9 protein-coding genes, 1 pseudogene and 1 other annotated feature are annotated in these 18,285 nt (G+C 41.7%); of the genes and pseudogenes, 5 read left to right on the top strand and 5 right to left on the bottom strand.

Annotation, left to right across the window (positions count from 1 at the left end; all coding sequences use genetic code 11):
* Positions 1 to 101: 101 nt before the first annotated feature.
* A complete protein-coding gene (locus G0028_RS20035) occupies positions 102 to 668 on the bottom strand; it encodes a recombinase family protein (RefSeq protein ID WP_180047190.1) in 567 nt (188 codons plus the stop codon).
* A 410-nt stretch (positions 669 to 1,078) separates the two neighbouring features.
* On the opposite strand from G0028_RS20035, the gene G0028_RS20030 reads away from it, so the two are divergent.
* The 5 genes and pseudogenes from G0028_RS20030 to G0028_RS20010 all read left to right on the top strand — a co-directional run bounded on the left by G0028_RS20030 (position 1,079) and on the right by G0028_RS20010 (position 6,058).
* Positions 1,079 to 2,215 carry a DUF262 domain-containing protein gene (locus tag G0028_RS20030; protein WP_114237941.1) on the top strand — a complete coding sequence of 379 codons (1,137 nt, stop codon included), beginning with the start codon at positions 1,079 to 1,081 and terminating at the stop codon, positions 2,213 to 2,215.
* 5 nt (positions 2,216 to 2,220) lie between these two features.
* Positions 2,221 to 3,336: an AAA family ATPase gene (locus G0028_RS20025; RefSeq protein WP_114237940.1), complete on the top strand. Its 1,116-nt coding sequence runs from the start codon at positions 2,221 to 2,223 to the stop codon at positions 3,334 to 3,336.
* A 6-nt stretch (positions 3,337 to 3,342) separates the two neighbouring features.
* Complete coding sequence (locus G0028_RS20020; protein WP_114237939.1) at positions 3,343 to 4,299, top strand: hypothetical protein; 957 nt, start codon at positions 3,343 to 3,345, stop codon at positions 4,297 to 4,299.
* An 80-nt stretch (positions 4,300 to 4,379) separates the two neighbouring features.
* Positions 4,380 to 4,777, top strand: a pseudogene (locus G0028_RS20015) (transposase); the annotation flags it as partial.
* 49 nt (positions 4,778 to 4,826) lie between these two features.
* Positions 4,827 to 6,058 (top strand): IS3 family transposase gene (locus G0028_RS20010; RefSeq protein WP_180047188.1). Its coding sequence is split into 2 segments (ribosomal slippage): positions 4,827 to 5,103 and positions 5,103 to 6,058, totalling 1,233 coding nucleotides; the frame shifts between segments, so codons are not numbered across the junction.
* Positions 5,102 to 5,218 (top strand) — a sequence feature (AL1L pseudoknot). Its footprint overlaps the gene before it by 117 nt.
* A 236-nt stretch (positions 6,059 to 6,294) precedes the next feature.
* Here G0028_RS20010 and brxL read toward each other — a convergent pair.
* Genes brxL through brxC form a run of 4 tightly spaced genes read right to left on the bottom strand, consistent with a single transcriptional unit; the run spans position 6,295 to position 18,283 of the window.
* Positions 6,295 to 8,334: a protease Lon-related BREX system protein BrxL gene (gene brxL, locus G0028_RS20005; RefSeq protein ID WP_180047186.1), complete on the bottom strand. Its 2,040-nt coding sequence runs from the start codon at positions 8,332 to 8,334 to the stop codon at positions 6,295 to 6,297.
* 29 nt (positions 8,335 to 8,363) lie between these two features.
* Positions 8,364 to 10,988, bottom strand: a complete 2,625-nt coding sequence (pglZ, locus tag G0028_RS20000) for a BREX-1 system phosphatase PglZ type A (protein ID WP_180047184.1) — start codon at positions 10,986 to 10,988, stop codon at positions 8,364 to 8,366.
* A 43-nt stretch (positions 10,989 to 11,031) separates the two neighbouring features.
* A complete protein-coding gene (pglX, locus tag G0028_RS19995) occupies positions 11,032 to 14,556 on the bottom strand; it encodes a BREX-1 system adenine-specific DNA-methyltransferase PglX (RefSeq protein ID WP_180047182.1) in 3,525 nt (1,174 codons plus the stop codon).
* 46 nt (positions 14,557 to 14,602) lie between these two features.
* Positions 14,603 to 18,283, bottom strand: a complete 3,681-nt coding sequence (brxC, locus tag G0028_RS19990) for a BREX system P-loop protein BrxC (RefSeq protein WP_180047180.1) — start codon at positions 18,281 to 18,283, stop codon at positions 14,603 to 14,605.
* Between the last annotated feature and the right edge of the window lie 2 nt (positions 18,284 to 18,285).

Genomic DNA, 18,285 nt, shown 5'->3' with positions numbered 1-18,285 from the left:
TCGACTCAAATCTCTATTTGCAACAGTGCCTTTTTCATGGATTTATCACGTTCTAAGGTTTTCATAATCTCAACTAAATATAGTCGCTAATTTAAATTGAGTTACTCACCGGCTTTTAAATAGCGGTATACCGCCTGACGACTAATTCCAAATGCCTGGCCTAATGCCATTTTTGAAGAGTACTTCCCTTCCTTCCATGCTTGCCGTAAGGTTTCAGCCTGATCCGGCTTTAATTTATGTACCCGGCCTTTGTACTTCCCTTGAGCAGAGGCGAGTTTTATTCCTTCCTTTTGCCGTTCCAGAATGATCTCACGTTCGAACTGTGCAAAAGCCCCCATCAGTTGCAGCATCAAATTATCCATCGGGGTAGATTGGGCAGTGAAAGTAATATTTTCTTTTACAAACTGGATGGCGATCCCTCGTTTGACCAGTTTATCTACTTCAGTGACCAAATCTTTTAGGCTTCGCGCAAAACGATCCATGGAATGTACAATCACCCTGTCCCCTTCCCGGACATAGCTCAACATTTCTTGAAATTTCGGTCGGTCGGTATTTTTGCCCGAAGCACGGTCAACAAAAATCCGGTCGACTTCAATTCCCTCAAGTTGACGTCCAGTATTTTGCTCGACTGAACTCACCCGGACATACCCTACTTTTTGACCTTTCACTCTTTCATGCCCCAATTGGATAAAAATGAACAATTTCGTAAATTATAAATCTTTAATGCCAAAGTTACATGTTACTTATGATTAAAAATCATTTAAATGGTACATTATTTTACGAACTTTCAGATTGTCACTTTAGGGTATAGTCTAAATAAACAGAATGAATGTTCTGCTCCCGATAGAAACGGCCGTATTTAGAGGGATAATTTTTTTATGTGTAGGTGCCCGACCCTCACCAAAAGGCACTGCGACTAACCACGAATAGTAAGATGAATACTTTTTTAGCTAAAGGTGCAGAATGTGAATCCCTTCTATTAAAACCTATTGTTAGTATAGTCATTAGAGTAAATGATATTATTCATCAAACAGTTCTTAACATCTAAAGACAGCCTTCAAAAAGGAGTATTTTTACAATGCCTAATCTTCATCAAGAAGCCGAAAAATTTGAAGAATTCGAAAATGAAGATGTCGGTGATAATGATGACTCTGCTTACCCTACAGAACCTTTTGACGCTAAAAAAGTTGATGTAGGTATTACAACTCCAAACTTAGGAGCATTAATAACTAGATTACAACATGATGAAATTGATCTCATGCCTGATTTCCAACGCTCAGGTGACTTATGGAGCAAACAGATTCAAAGTCGGCTGATTGAGTCCATCCTTATCCGATTACCAATACCTGCCTTTTATTTTGATGCTGCAATTGATGACAAATGGCAAGTTGTTGATGGTTTACAGCGTTTATCTGCTATCAATAATTTTGTAGTCAAAAAAAATTTAGTTTTAACAAAACTAGAATTTTTAACTGAGTATGAAGGCTTTTCATACGATGAATTACCAAGGGCACTTCAACGTAGAATTGAAGAATTTCAAATTTCTGTTTATTTAATAAAACCAGGTACTCCAGTGCTCATGAAGTACTCTTTATTTAACAGAATTAATACCGGTGGTTTAAAGCTTAATCCCCAAGAAATTAGACATGCAATGAGTCAGTCCATTCATAAAGGTGCTGCATCGAAATTTTTAACAAGACTTATTAAAACAGAATCTTTTAAAAAAATTGTTGCTAATAAAAATTATCGAATGGCTCATGAAGAATTGGCATTAAGACATGTCTCTTTTGTGCTCTCTGGTATTTCATCTTATAAATCATCTATGCCTAAGTTTCTTAACCAAGGTATGTTAGATCTAGGAAATTTAACTGAAGAAGAATTCAATATTCTTGAGAATAATTTTATATCTTCATTAGAAACAGCCTTTATGATTTTTGATAATGATTCTTTCAAAAAAAGCTTAGCAATACCTGGACATAAAAAAGTAGTTAACAAACCTCTTTTTGAAGCAGTATCAGTATGCTTAGCCAAAATCAGCCCTACTGATCGCGATATATTAATTTATAAAAAAGATGAAGTTATTCAAAGTTTTATTAGCCTATTAGAAAATGAAAATTTTGAAATTTCTATAAGTAAATCAACAGCAAATACTGAAAATGTTCAAACTAGATTCAATATGGTACGCAAAACAATTGATAAATTATTAGTAGGTTAATATTTATGCTGAATTATTTAAGTTTAGAGAACTTCAAGTCCATTAAAGATGAAAATTTTGAATTCAGAAGTTTAAATATATTTACTGGATTTAATGGTATGGGAAAGTCATCTGCCCTCCAATCATTGCTATTATTAAGACAATCTCATGATAAACATATGATACCTAATGTAGGGCTATCATTAACAGGTGAATACGTCAAAATTGGGATTGGGAAAGATTTACTCTATATAGGGGCTGATGAGGAAAAAATTAAAATCGAGGCTTATTGGGATGAAAGCAGTGTAGAACTATACTTTGATTATAGTGAAAACTCTGATATGCAACCTATAATTCCAGAATTATCTTCAACTGAAGGTAATCCCTTCTCAGAATCACTATTCGTATCAAACTTTCAATATTTATCAGCAGAAAGAATCAGTCCCAAAAGTGTTTATGATGTATCAGAATTTGCAGTCAATCAAAGAAGATCTTTAGGAATTAGAGGTGAATATACTGCTCATTTTCTTTCACAACATGGAGGAAAAAATTTATTTATTGAAAACCTTCAACATCCACAAGCTAAATCATCACACTTAATTGACAATTTAAATGCCTGGATGTCAGAAATAACACCAGGTGTAAAAATTATCACAAAATTAATTCCTGAGATAAATCAAGCAAGTCTCCACTATCAATTCGCTTCAGCTACTGAATATACTAATGAATTCAGACCAGAAAATACTGGCTTTGGATTGACATATGTTTTGCCTGTAGTAACTGCTTTACTATGTTCTAAACCAGGAGACCTATTAATTATAGAAAATCCTGAATCTCATTTGCATCCATCAGGTCAATCATTAATTGGAAAGTTGATAGCTCTCGCATCACAAAATGGTGTTCAAATAGCTATAGAAACTCATAGTGATCACATCATAAATGGCGTTAGAGCTGCGGTAAAAAATAAAGATTTAGCTCCAGAGAATGTAATCGTTTACTTTTTATCTAGAGACCTAAGTTCTGCAGAACACTGTACAAATGTTGAAAAAATAGAAATTAATCAAAATGGTAAAATAGATTATTGGCCGGAAGGATTCTTTGATGAATGGGATAAAAGCCTAAATATTTTATTAAAGGATTAATGTGCTATGTTTGATTCTGTTGTTTTAAATGAAGCTTCATTACCTTTTGAATCTATAGAAGATTGTGAAAATAATATTACATCTTTTTTTGATCTACTCCATGAAGCTAAAAATAACAATGTTCAATTTTCAAGAGCTGATGATTTAGAAGGAAGTTGGAATCACTTAAATTATGCGAATGGTTTCAATTTTGATAGATGGCTTAATTCTATTAACGATCGAGACAGACAACGACAGATAAAGAGTGTCATCAGTGATTTAAAATGTCCTTTGATGAATTTAGTTCCCAATAAGAGTGGTGTCGATGCTACGCAAGTACTTTTTTATCATGAAAATAATTGTGACTCAGAAGTTTTTGGTCTAGCTTTTGCTTATCTAAATCACTCACACAGTTTGAGTGCATCCTCAAAAGATTGGTGGCTACAAGACTCTGTTTCCTTGATTAAAGGATGGTATGAAAATACTGAATATCACGAGGAAACAGTTCATGTACCTAATGTATCTTCTATCCGACAGTTGACAATCTTTTTAGATAGATTCAAAGAATTACGACAAAAAAATAAAACATATTTAGCTAGTTTAAAGGTTCAAGATAACGATGATTTCCCCAACTTACTCTTTACAGAAAGTTTCCTTAAATCAGTTAAATCATGTTCATTACAACCGATAGACTTTAAGAGATTAATAGCTGTTTTAACGAGCTTAAACTCCGCAATAATTAACTCTACGAGCTTAGAAGATCTGGTTGAGAATTCTAGTCTAACTATCACGAATGAAAGTGATACGACAATGAATAATAAGACTCTCGCTAGGCAAAGAGATTTTAAGCATCCCATTTTAGGTAAGCAAACTTTTGAACCTCATATTAAAAATTTCGTAAATGGTAAACGGATGCATATACTACCTGATTACACTGAAAAAAAAATTTGTATAGGTTATTTCGGAAATCATTTAAAAACATAATATTACAAGGGTAATCCCCCCTAAAAATAAAAGGATCTAAAAGTAGAATTTTCTCTTAAGATACAAGCAGGAGATTCTGCATGAAAACATCGAAATTTACTGACAGTCAGATCATGTCCATCTTGAAGCAGGCAGAATCTGGCACACCTGTAGCCGCCCTTTGTCGTGAACACGGCATGAGTAATGCCACGTTTTATAAATGGCGTGCCAAATATGGCGGTATGGATACCTCATTGATGGCTCGACTCAAAGAACTGGAAGCAGAAAATACCAGACTTAAAAAGATGTATGCGGAAGAACGATTAAAGGCAGAGATCATCCAGGAAGCGATGGCAAAAAAGTGGTGAGGCCATCTTGCCGACGTAAGATGGCACAACAGGCAGTTGCCCACTATGCCATTAGCACTCGTTTGGCTTGCAGCGCATTTAGTATCAGTGAAACCTGCTACCGTTATCAGGCTAAACTCAGTGATGACAATGAACCGTACCGGGTTTGTCGGAGACCAACTTTCTTGAGAGAATGTTCCAATGACAAAACCAAAATATACCCCTGAAATCAGAGAAAGAGCGGTTCAATTATTGATTGAATCTGAAAAAGATTATCCTTCTACTTGGGCTGCAATCACAGCTATTGCACCTAAGATTGGTTGTACTCCTGAAACATTGCGTGTTTGGTATTTAAAGCATATGGATCAACTAAATCCTGCCAAAGTACAACAGATATCTGACCAAGAAAAAATGAAGCAAATGGAACGTGAAATTAAAGAATTAAAACGTGCCAATGAAATTCTACGTAAAGCAGCCGCTTTTTTCGCCCAGGCGGAGCTCGACCGCCCACACAAATAATGGTGGATTTTATCCTTAACAATAAAGATCGATATGGTGTTGAGGCGATTTGTAGGATTTTACCGATCGCAGCTTCAACCTATTACCGAACTTTAGATCTCGCTGACAATCCAGAACATCGAGCGAAACGAGATCTACATGATGAGCATCATGCTGAACAAATTAAACGAATTTGGAAAGAAAGTTCAGGTCGATATGGTGTGCGTAAGGTCTGGCAACAATTGAAACGTGAAGGTTATGTTATCGCACGTTGTACAGTTGCTCGATTGATGCAGAAGCTAGCTATACAAGGTGTTTGGCGTGGTAAGAATAAACAAACCACCCGTAGCCGAGATGATCAAAAAAGAGCAGATGATTTAGTGAAACGTAATTTTAATGCTGATCATCCTGACCCTTGCGAAGCAGTGCTTCAGGTGAGTGACTTTACGTATATTCAAACTCATTCAGGCTGGGTCTATACCGCCTTTATTATTGATGTGTTCTCACGAGCAATTGTTGGATGGAAAGTATCTACACGGATGAATACAGATATGGTGCTCGATGCACTTGAGCAAGCATTGCACGATCGAGGCATGCCAAAGAATGTGATTCATCATTCCGATAGAGGTGTTCAATATCTTTCTATTCGCTATACCAATCGTTTAGAAGCTGCAAATTTACGAGCATCAGTCGGTACGACTGGTGATTCATATGATAATGCTTTGGCTGAAACGGTGAATGGCTTATACAAAACAGAGGTGATTGAATATTTAAAAGCAGATTGGCAAGGTTTAGCAGATGTACAACTTGCGACACTAAACTGGGTAGATTGGTTCAATAAAAAGCGTGTACACAGTGCACTGGGTTATGTATCGCCTTTTGAGTTTGAAGCAATGTACTATGATAAGATTAACCCGTTAGGTCAGGTGGCCTAACTTAAATAAAAAAGTCTCCGACAAACCCGGTACGGTTCAAGCAGAATAAAAAAAGCGATTTGTTTTTTAAGAACTTTATTCACTTGTGCTCATCTCTATAAAATACCATCGCTTGTCCAAGCAGGAAAATTCCATTCTTTTTAAGAAAAATGACTCTGTTATCTTATTCATCAATATATTGATATTGTTAAATATTTACAGAGCCATTTCCTCATCATCTTAAAATACGACTACATTCAATCCACCCCTAGCCCCTTAAACACAGCATCCACCGGATCTGCATAGAAACTGGTCTGGAACTTGGTAAACAGTTCCACAGGAATCGTAGGGATATCTGCCGCACTACTCATTGGCAAAGCAACCTTCTTGGCACCAGCATCAAAAGCAACTTGCAGACATTCGGCAATACTTTCCACCGGAGTCACAGAGCCACCCAAGCTCATATCACCCAGTACCACCATCTGACTCTGTACCGATCGTCCTAACAGGCCAGAAGCGAAAGCCACTAAACTTGGTAAGGCAAGATGGCTGAGCGGTCCGGTATTCTGTAATTCAACCACATGTAAGTGGAAGTCATGTTCCAACACCTTACTGCCACCCGATATTCTGGATGCATTGGCCTTGAAGTAGTCAAATGCGATCTTGACCTGCTCCTTGGCACTGCTTGAATTCCATAAGCCTGATGTCGCCAATTTTCCAGAACCTTTGGTCACTTGAAGTTCTAAGCGGTATAACCCCGGCATGCCTTTATTACTGAGTCCGATGGTATACAGGAAGCCTGGTTTGGCAGGACCTTCAGGAATCAGTCCGCCACCCCCCTGCTCTTTGACTGAAACAAAATACTCTTCTAAGGTGTCATTGTCGATATAGCTAAAATGCACATCATAGAATTCCATCCCCCCAATTTTCTTCAGCTGTTCTTTGACCCGACGGCGCACCTGCAGTGCATATTCCAGGCATTGCCGTACATCTTCTTTATTAAACTGACCGTGTGGGTAGAGCAGCTTCATCAAACCAGACACTGTCTTACGAACAGCAATCACATCACGTTGATTCAGGTTATTTCCCAACTTGAAGTACTTTTCAATCGAGTCTGCAAAGCTACGCTTGCGCATTTCCCGGAAGAATTCAGCCAGATAATCAACGATCAATCCATAACGGTTGGTGAAGAACTCCGGGCGCATCTTCGGAATTTCCCAGCCGGGGATATAAGCATGAAAACGATCGAAGAATGCCGAATCGATCATGGCTTCAGGGAAAGGTGCCAAGAGATGGCTGGTTTTTACCAGAGATTCAACGCTTTGGTTAATGTTACCCACAAAAACCATTGAAGCCGAGGCTTCCATCTGTTCACGGCCACGAGCAAAAGATCCTGAGGCCATGTAGTCTTTCATGATCTGTACGCCATCTTTGTCTTTAAAGGAGATGCCTGCGACCTCGTCAAACGCTACGACGTCCCATAAACCAACAAGACCAATACGGCGGCTACTCATGTTATAGAACAGGTTGGCCACAGTGGTTTGTCCACCCGAAACTAGAATACTGTTCGGTGAACACTCTTTGTAAATATGGCTTTTCCCGGTACCGCGTGGTCCCAGCTCACAGACGTTATAGTTATTTTCAACGAACGGAACCATACGCGCTAATAGGTGCCATTGCACGTCCTCTTTTAACGAAGCTGGTTCCATGCCGATGGAACGGATTAAACTCTCGCGCCACTGATCAGTGCTTAATGCTGCTCGTCCATTGAATAGCTCCTCCATATTCATATTGGGCATTTGAATCGGCTTGAGTAAACTCACCCCAAATGGAGAACTAGTCTGTCCTTCTTCAAAATAATAACTGAGCGTAGCAATGACCCAGATACCACCAACAAGTAATTTTTCATACTCTTTAACGATGCCTGCCGAGATTTCGGCATCTTTGATACCCAGATTACTAAAGGAGGCTTCGTATTTGTCCTTACGCTCATTCAGCTTTACGGTCACCCGATCAATGACCTTATAACTGCCACGTTCACGAACCAGGGATTTCACCTTCTCGGCTTCATCAGGTCGTACATAGTTCTCTGCCAGAACCGTCTTTACGTTACGTAGTCCCTGTTCAATGATCTCTGGATCATCCGAGGCACAGTACATCCCCAGCAGGTATTCGAGTACATAGACAGGGACATTGGCGCCTTCTTTGATCAGTTTAGTCAGATCCTTGCGTACCACCCGCCCAGCAAAGTGTTCATTCAGCAGCTGATCCAGTTCTTTATCGTTAGCAGATTCCATGTAGGCTACGCTCTATCGTTAATTCGTTATCAGAAGAAGTCATCGGTAAATGCCAGATCAATGGTGACCTTATAGCGCTGCATTTCGATATTTAGGTCTTTGTCCTTCAGTACCAGGAAGTAATCTTTCTTACGGTCAAAATCAGTACCGGACAATGACAGTCTGACCTGTTTTACCCGTTCCGCAACAGAGTCGGTACTGCTATCAAAGGTCAAGGTTTCTTCACTAGATACTTTGAGATCCCCATCATAAATGGCAATGGATAAAGTCACTGGCATGACCAGCTCACTGACAGCTTCGGTTTGCATCAAATCAAACTTCTGGATGTTATTGACCATCTTCAGCGTGGATTTGGTAGAAATGACCTCAACTTTACGCTTGGTCCGCTGTCCAGCCTTTTCACCACGTAGCTGTTTTACCGTCAGTACCGGCACCACAATTTCCTGAGGCATGATGCCGCCATGCACAAAACGTGAGCCTCCTACAAAATGGAAACGGTTCGCCCCTTTTGGAATCCAGAAATCAGTCGCAGATCGTGTGCCTGCCGTAGCTTGGGTTGAGCCTTTCCATGCTTCTTTGCTCTCTGGTAAACCATGCCCAATCACATAGCGTTTTTTGCTTTTCAATGTATTCGCAGGTTTTTCAGTCAAACTTGAACGATCCGCAGATTCTAGTTTACTTTGCTGGAACAAGAAGCCATGGTCGGCTGTGATCAACAGGGTAGAAATATTGAAATGCATCAAGATTTTGCGGCTAAGTTCGGTCAGTTCTTCAATGGCATGTTCCACCGCCATAAAGGTTTCTGATTCTGTCGAGGCACTGTCTCCCCGAGCATCAATCACGTTGTGATAAACGTAAATCAAATCATGGTCTTTGAGTGCTTCACGGCCTTCATCACGCGACCAACCTTTTACCGTTTCAGCGGTAACCGCCAATCCATTATAGGCCGCCAGAATTTTGGATCGTGCTGCAGTCCCTTTGCTGGACTGCCCATCTACTAAAACATCATCCCCTGCGGTCTCTTTGTACTCCAAAGTCTGATGCGGCAACAACGAAGCCATGCCAAGTGTGGTGTAACTTGGGACAACGCCCAGCTGTGAAGACAAGGTCGCTTCGGAATAACGCTTTTCATTGATACGATCACGCAGCTCTACTGCAGCTTCATAGCGGAAAGCATCACTGATGATCACTACAATACGGCGTTTAGTTGCAGAACCCAGTAAGGGTCTGACGTGGGTATCGTAGAAGTTCTGCTGATTTGGGATATCTGCCACTTTCCAGAAATTCAAGCGTTGCTCAGCTTCTACACGCTCGCCCCAGTTGCGTGCCAAGTGATCAATAAACCAGTAGGCATAGCAATTTTCGATTTCTTCATCGAGTTTTTTCAGGATATCAACATGAGCTCGCTGAGAAGCAGCACTGTAGTGGCGATATGCCATATCAAAGCGATACAACTCCTGTTCATAGGCTTTATACAAGGCTTCACTGGAATCGAAATAGAACCCAGAATCAAACTGTAGTCGCAGGCTAAACAGGTCAATCGCTGCCTGCAACGCTGTATAGACGGTGCGATATTTACGGCGTGTCGCATCATCCTTATGTTTGGAAGCCCAATAGCCATCCAGACGGGTAGAAATAATCGTTCTGAAATGTTCCAGTTCAGCTTTGGTTGCTGCAGGGATCTGGCTGGCCAGATCGACAATAATCTTTTGTTCAATCACTTCAAAGGTCATGACATCGAGCAGCTGCTCCAGATCAAAAGCCCCGACCTTTTCTTTGATCCGCAGTGCATTGGCCACGCTCTGGGAAAGCGTATCAAAGGTTGGGTAGTATTTGGAGCTGTCTCTCCAGCGTGACAAGAATGCTCTAGCCGTCGCACGTGAACTGACAGATGACATCACCAGTTCTTGAGCCCATAGCGGTATATCGCCCAGGCTTTCACAGAAACCTGTGCTCATCAAACGGATAAAGAACGTACCGAGCTTAAAGGGTGCTTCCCCATTCAATTCTTCAACCGATGCTGGATAACCAATTTCCGCCTGTAATGCTGTGACTAAAGCTGGCACCAGTTGGAATTTTTCCAGTTCAGCAAAGGAGTCGGGATTCACTTCCAGAGCCAGATTCTGCTGTACCATTTCATCTGCCAGCGCCAAGACAATATGCATCAACTCGGCACTATCGGCCTTGACCACAGCCGCAATCATGGCCATATCCAGATCCTGTTCATCTGCATCAGGCTGGATATAGCGTTTCAATGTACTCAGACGGGCTTTGGCTTTAAGGAATTCTTCACGTTTGGCCAGATGTTCTCTTAGACTCTGCTGCTGTAAACCCAGCTCATTAAAAATAATCGAGAAACGATCGGCATAGAAGCTGCGTGAATAGAGCTTGATGTCCAGTAGCCAGTCTTTCTCGGTTTCAGGCTCAGGGCTTGGGAAATACAGCAAATATTTACCCTGCTGATCTTGCAGTTCCAGTTTGAGCTTGATCGCCAGGCTCGACTCTTCTGCCATATTCAGAATCTGGACATCATTTAGCTCTAGGGCTTTGATTTCTTCAGTAAATGACTGTTCTGCATCGTACCAAAAGACAATTCGATGCTGTTCAGTATAAAAGGCTTGTTCCAGGCCTTGCTGAAGTTGACTTAAATTCATGCAACGACCTCATCAAGGTCTAGTGCCGGAGAAAAAGCATTCATCATTTCTCCCCCGTCACTGCTTTAACTTCAGCCAACAAGTCCCCAAACTTGCCGTAGTTTACTTTCACTCCATCATCCAGATCTAAAGTAATACGCTGATCGGCATAGTGACGCAGTTTTTCCTCAAAGCTACTCAGTTCAGCCTGTTGCTTATGCAGTTCCTGCAGTTTTTTCTCAATACGTTTGATTTCAGCCGCAGAGTCGCTATTTTCTTTAGCATTTTCCAGTGAGTTAGCAAAAGCAGCCATTTTGGAAATCAGTGGCATAACGTATTCAGTACGCATACGTGCCAAAGTACTTTCGTTATAGCGGTGCAAGTACACCAATGCCTGGAAAGCACCTTGTTTACCACTGCTGAATAGCCAGTAGATCGGGCGTTTTTTATAGGTCTGCATGTGGTCTTTATAGAACTTGCTGGCGAGGTAACGGCGAATCGTGTCTTCAGCTGTTTCACTGGCTTTTTTATCCAAGCTTTCTGCCAACCACAGCATATTAGCGTCTAGTGTGTCTTTGCCCCAAACGGCAGTTAAGAACTCTTGGATACGATGTGTTGCATCATCTTCAAACCAATGCATTTCGGTCAGTGGAATAATACCGTCAGCATCGGCTGGGAATGTTTGATAACGACTGGCATCAAAGTTTTTATTGCCTGCATGGGCATAGATCAAGCCAGGTTCGTCCAGGCTATAACGTCCCATCATGCAGCCAAGCGCATAAGACACTAAACGCTGGCTGTCTTTCTCACGGTCGGCACGGGTGAGCGTGATTTGTTCATCAGGCACATCGGGTGTGAGTTCATCCTGTAAACCATAAGCGTCAATAAACAGCTTGTTGTTTTCTTCTTCCAGACTTTTCATTTCAGCCACGGCGTCAGCATTTTGCTGTTGCCATGTGCTAAAGGCTTGTTCTAGGTTCGGCTGCCCCATACGGATAACTGGGTTTTCAGTAAATTCCCATGAAATTTCGTAAGAGTCCCAATCTGTTTTGGATAAATCTATTAATTTGGATGTATAAGTAGTGACCGTATCACTATTCATAATTTTAATAGGTAAATTAGATATATTACCTGCTTGAAAATTTAGTGTAGGATTTATTGTTTTTAAACAATAACTAGCGACGTAAGAGTTTAAATAGGCAATTAAAAGCATGAGAGGATAGTTACCAGTGAATGCTGCTGATCCACCAGCATCAAATAATTCACTACCACAAGAATATCTTGCGGAAAAGTCTGAAGAAGTAACAGCTCCCCAATTAACATTAGGTTTAAATATATAATCTAAATTAAAATTTGTAGCCCATACTCTATTTTCTGTAGGATGTTTAGCTGACTGTAATAAAGCACCATCATTTTGCCAATTAACTACATCAATTTTGTTGCCATACCATTTCCTAAAACCGCCTCCTTTATTATAAGGGAACCATTTTAATCCAGAACTCTTGGCCGATTCTCGCGAATAACCAGCAGCACCAAAATTGGATATCTTAATTTCATACCATGATCTTACATAGTTTTCATTATTGCCAGTAACCATACCTTTTCTTGTTTCAGCTATTGAAGACAAGGAAGGGCTAATATCAAAAATCTCTCTAACATTATCACTTACCCAATAAGCAATAGGACTACCTGGAATTTTCTTAAAATCATCTTGAATCGTAGAGTCAAAACGATTAAGCCCTGATCTTAGTTCTGATTCTTTTTGATCCTGCCCTGTATCTACAAGTCTAAAAAATACAGGCTTAAATCCATTTATATGTTGCCCTTGCATCACAAAAGCTGTTGTTTGTACGACTTCCCCTGATATTTCAGGAAATGCTCGAGCACCTAAATGTGCCATGGTTTGAATCGTACGATCTTGCAATAACTTTTCACGCATTGCTTCATATGACGATAAGAACATCCAGCTTTGCATGGTCACCATGCTATTAAAGCCGCTGTCTTTACACCAAGCAAACCCACGTTCAATAAACATGCTGAATAAATCAGATTTACTATCTGGGAACTTTTTCTTAGCAAAATCTTTTAAGATTGCATTCATTTTTCCTCCACCCATATAAGGTGGATTGGCAATTACAGCATCATATTGTTTACCTAAGAGTTTTACTTGCTGAACCAAAGGTAATAATTCTTGTGCTGACTGCTGCGCAAAAATATCCCCTGACTCTAAAGCTGTATTCAATTTGGTTTCTAACTCAGCTAGATTTTGGGCTAATTCTTCAGGCACCTGAATTAAAGAACCAAAGGTCGAAGCATGTTCAAATAAATCCAGTAATTCTTTTAAGTCTGCTTGCGCAATGTTGGCGCTGGATAAATCTTGGCTAAATGCATCCAAACGTTCTGGATGACTATCTTGCAGTGCACTAATATTGAGCTTCGGTGGATTGCTAAATAAACGGCGGTCATCCTCACGCGCTTTCATCAGCAGTGCAAAACTGGCCAACTGTGCTGCACGGGTATCAATATCAATACCGTACAGGTTATTTTCCAAAATCAAACGTGGAATATCACGGCTACGGTAACCACGTTCCAAGTAAATTGCTTTTAAGCAATCATAGGCTTCCACCAGAATATGCCCCGAACCACAGGCTGGATCCAGCACCGTAATGCTTTCAGGGTTTAAAGTATCGCCATCTTCACTGATACGGACATTAATCAGCTGTTTTAACTGGGCATTGACTTCATCAGTTTGTTCCGCTGGCTGAATATAGTATTCCCATTCACTGGCCAGCGTACTATCAGGCTGTGCCATCAGCCATAAACGACCGACACTGTTCTGTACCAAATATTTTACAATCCAGTTTGGGGTGAAGAGTTGCGTCGCTGCAGGAATGTCTTCACTTTTGACGACTTTACCAATCACCTGATCTTTCTTTTCAGAAATATAGAACTGATACAACCAGCCAATAATCTGCACATCCGACCAGTCTTCTTCCGGAATGCTGCTCACTAAATCACGGATCAAGGAATCGGTTTTGGTTAAATTGTCAGGTAGTAACAGTTCTGACTCATCAGAAACCTGTTCAAACAGGAGTGGCATGACCTGATTCAACGCATGACATTGAGCTAGTAACAGCTCACGGTACAATTCTTCGTCTTTATTGCCATCCAGCTTGAGTTCAGCCACACGACTGGCATTTAAACCCGGTAGGTCAATATCCAAACATTCTTCCAGAATCTGTGGCAAGCCTGCACTGCCATCTGCACTACTCAGTACACGGCGACCATGATCGAGTAAGCCTTTGCATTCCATGTAACGAATCGCACAGAGACGGTTAAACCAACTGTAAGCGATATAATCAATCGTCTGCTCAAAACTGCTGGTTTGAATGCGCTTGATCAGCTTGTCACGTGGTTTCATGACGGATAGCGGAAAAACCTGATCGCCAATCAGCAGCAAGTCGCCTTTCTGTTCAGCCGGTAAAATGCTGTCTGCGGTGATGCCGTATTTGGCGGCCTGTTTGCGCATCGCTGCGATAAAATCATTTCGTGCTTGCGGTGCGTATTTTTTAATATTACTGGTATTCATCTTTAAACCCTTAATCAATGACTGATGCCGATATCCCTAACCCAAGTTAGCGAATACGCACACGCTTTTTATCACTCACGATTTTTTTCAATTCAGCTTTGAGTGCGTCTACAAATTGATCCACTGATTCTTCTGTTTCCAGATAGACACTGCTTGAGCTTTTGCTGTAAATGCTAGCGACATCAACTTCTACCACTGGTTTCGGTGGCACTACGGCTATCGCAGGCTGTACCGGACTCGCAGCAGGTGTTGATGTAGCTGGGCTGGAGGTGGTTGCAGTGTTAGTTACACTCTCGGCTTTGCTCTGAGCCAGTTGTGCCGCTTTGGCCTGACGCTGGATTTCCGTCTGAACTTCGCTTTCCAACTCATACAAGGCTTCATCAAAACGCTCCACGGCGGTTTGGGTTTGCAGCATATAGATGGTGGACAGGCTAGTTTCCACTTCAATATCCGCTTTGAACAATTGTAGTGGGCGTAATAGCTTGTTACTCAGCTCAGCGGTAGCGATGCCACTGTTTTTAATCTCGGCTTCTAACTGCTTGATCTTGTCATCAATGTGTTCTATCGCCTGATTGCGCTTCTCACTCAACAGTCGCTCATTGACGCTTTCCACAGTGCGAACCAAATCAGCGATTTTATTGAGTAAACCATATGGTGATTCAAGGGTCGAAATACGGTGTAATTCGGAGAGGGCTTTTTTTGCCACCTCATCACTGCCCAGCGCCTGTTTGTTCTTCTCAAAATGACGTAAGGCCTGTTGCAGTTGCTGCCAGCTCGGCATCTGGTTACTAAAGAATTCATGAATGTCACGATAATCTTCTTCCAGATCAAGATAGTCGTCCTTGTTCTCAACCACGGCCTTAAAGAAATCGAAGCTGTCGCTATTCGCCAGCAGACGTTCCAAAGTCAGAATCGACTTTTCAATCACTTTCTTGCCTGGGAACTGCCCGACATCAGTTTTACTCTTATAAGACTTAAAGTTGGCTAACCAGTTTTTAAAATGTTGGGTATAGAATTCAAATAGCTCTTTTTCTGTCGCTGGTCCCATAGCCGAGAATAGGTCTTGGGTGAGTTGGCGTGCCTGTTTCAACACCTGATCATCAGTCTGGCGTTTTTTAATGATCGACACATCACGGCGACGGCGGCTGTTTTGTAAAGGCTCAAAGGCATCTTTTAACTGTAAGCTGCCGCCATTTAACTGCAGAGAAATCCGCCCCATCGCAGCCAGCTGACCCACCAATAGTAAAATCTCGGCATCCGGCCAGCCATAAGGACGTTTGGCAAAACGATCCACCACATCTGAGACTAGAATACGCTCTGTACCAGTGGCGCGTAGTGCAATGTACTGCTCCACTTCCTGTAGGGCTTTCGGATTGCTTTGACCGCCATCCAGAGACAATCCGAGTTGCGCCATATCATCAACAGTCAAGACGGCGTTCAGTTCACGCCAGGCATCCTGCTGATAGACATGCAAATAGCTCAGTTTGGTATAAGTGTTTTCCAGCAGATAACGACAAGCCTCATCCAGCTTGGTGGTTGGACTTGAAGATGAAAGTTGTAGATGTTGACCCAAGGCATAACTTTCCGCGTCCAGCAACATTTCTTCGACCCGGGCACGCAGACGTTTTTTACGCTCCTGATTCTCACGGCCACGGTCTGCCAGAATACGGGTGATATCGGATTGGGTACCATCATCATTTAAGCGGATGAATTTATTGGTTTTCAGCCAGGTGCGCAGTTCATTAAAGAACTGTTTATCGTCTGCCAGTTTAAACAGTACCTGCCCTTCGGCCTCGGCGCTCTTACCAATACAGAAAGCTTCTGTGTAGAGGTTATATTCCGTATCCAGTGGAGAAATGATTTCAACTTTCAAATCGCTCTCATACTTGCCATCCAGGCTATGACCATCCAGAAAACGACCAATCTGATAGTCCATCTTGTTGGCTTGATGGCGGTATTTGTTCTGATCCCTCAGTAAATCTTTAAAGATTAGATTAGCTAACTCTTTATTTTCTTCTGAAGCCGCTAAGTCTGTGGCTTTAATTTTACGGGTGATATCGCGTTCTTCATTGGTCAGGAACAGGAACTCATCACCATTCCTAGTAATCAGGCTCTCTTTTTCCAGACGCAGTAGGCTTTCTTCAATCCGCTTGCGTAATGCCAGCTTATCTTCATCAATTTTCTCAATCGACAAAGTCACCAGGTTATCCAAGGTACCTTTGATGATATCGACATAGCGGATCATGAACAGGGTACGCAGCATCTGCACATCAAAACCATCCAGGGTCTTATTCTGCCCTGCCTGGTCGATGGTACGCTTCACTGCAGTATCCAGAAATCCTTCCACTGAAGTATAGAAGCGGTGGAAAGGAACCAGGGCACCGACTTCATCTGTAGCAATCGCATTCGCGGCCATCTGGAACGCATCCAACATGGACCGTTCACCATAGGCCAGGTGTGCACCGGTCGCACCGACCTTACGGATTTCTTCAAATACTTTTTGCACCAGCTGGAAATGGTACGGCGCAAAAGGATAGTTATTGATAAAGCTGTCTGGACCCTCATAGTTCTTGAGTGTTGGGCCTGAACGGTCAAAGGTGATCTGGTTTTTTAAGATATCGCCCTTTTGCTCAAACACCGATCTGAGCAATGCTTCTGCTTCTGGGGTTTTACGTAATAAACGTTTCTGGATGACTTCATCGGTATTGGAACTGGACAGTGATAACCGGGTTTTAAAACGACCAGCAATCTTGGAGAAGTCATTGGCTTTGGAAGAAGACATCTCACCTAAAACAGCATCGATGTCTGCCTGTGAGGTGACAATAATCCAAGCGCGGCCTTTACAGATCGTACCTAGGTTTTCAGTAATGGTTTGCAATGTCAGCATCAAGCGAGTATCGCTGCCAATAAACTGCCCCACTTCATCGACCAAGAACAACATGCGTTGCTGGGGTCCTTTGCTGTCCAGGTATTCTTTCACCCACTGACAGAAGTTTTCCACCGAAACACTAAAGGTCTGCTCAGAATCCTCAAACCATTTATGCGCTGCTTCTGCTGATAGATTCAGTGCCTGAGAAATCGCAGTTTCGACATCATCCTGATAGAACTGGTAGCCATCACGCTCCCCTAGCCAGGACATGCCGCTGGATTCCTCAAACGCCTGTTTAAAGCGCTCATAGACCCCTTTCTGGCTCAAATGACGTTCCATATGGGCAATATGTGGATGGTCAGCACTAAAACCCTGATACTCGTTAAACACGCGTAAAAACACATTCAGAATCGGATTGCCATCATCATTGGAGCTGGCTTTACTGTCGATGTTAAATAGGATGACATCGGCATGATGACTAACAGCCTTGCCAATATCAGCACGGATAAACGCATCACGGATTTTGCTTTCATCAAAGAATTCTGCAGCACTGCGTTCGTTACCTTCCGCATCGCGTGCCACTTTATTGGCCAGAATATACGACAAGGTTTTCAGAAAATGTGATTTACCTGAACCAAAGAAGCCTGAAATCCATACGCCGACTCGGTTAGCAATCGAAGGATCGCTTAGGTCTGTGCCATAAGACTGGAAAAAGTCCCGAAAATGCTTTTCCAGTTCATTGGTGACCACATACTCATCGAGTTCCTGATAAACCGTAGTATTGTCATTCTGGTCTGCTTTTACGACCCCGTTAATCGCACGATCTAATGGCTTATAAAAAAGTTCTTTAATGTTCATCT

It is taken from the genome of Acinetobacter piscicola (assembly GCF_015218165.1).
Classification (GTDB): Bacteria; Pseudomonadota; Gammaproteobacteria; order Pseudomonadales; family Moraxellaceae; genus Acinetobacter; species Acinetobacter piscicola_A.
The sequence above is the reverse complement of the archived record's forward strand: the minus strand, read 5'-3'. Positions and strand labels throughout refer to the sequence as shown.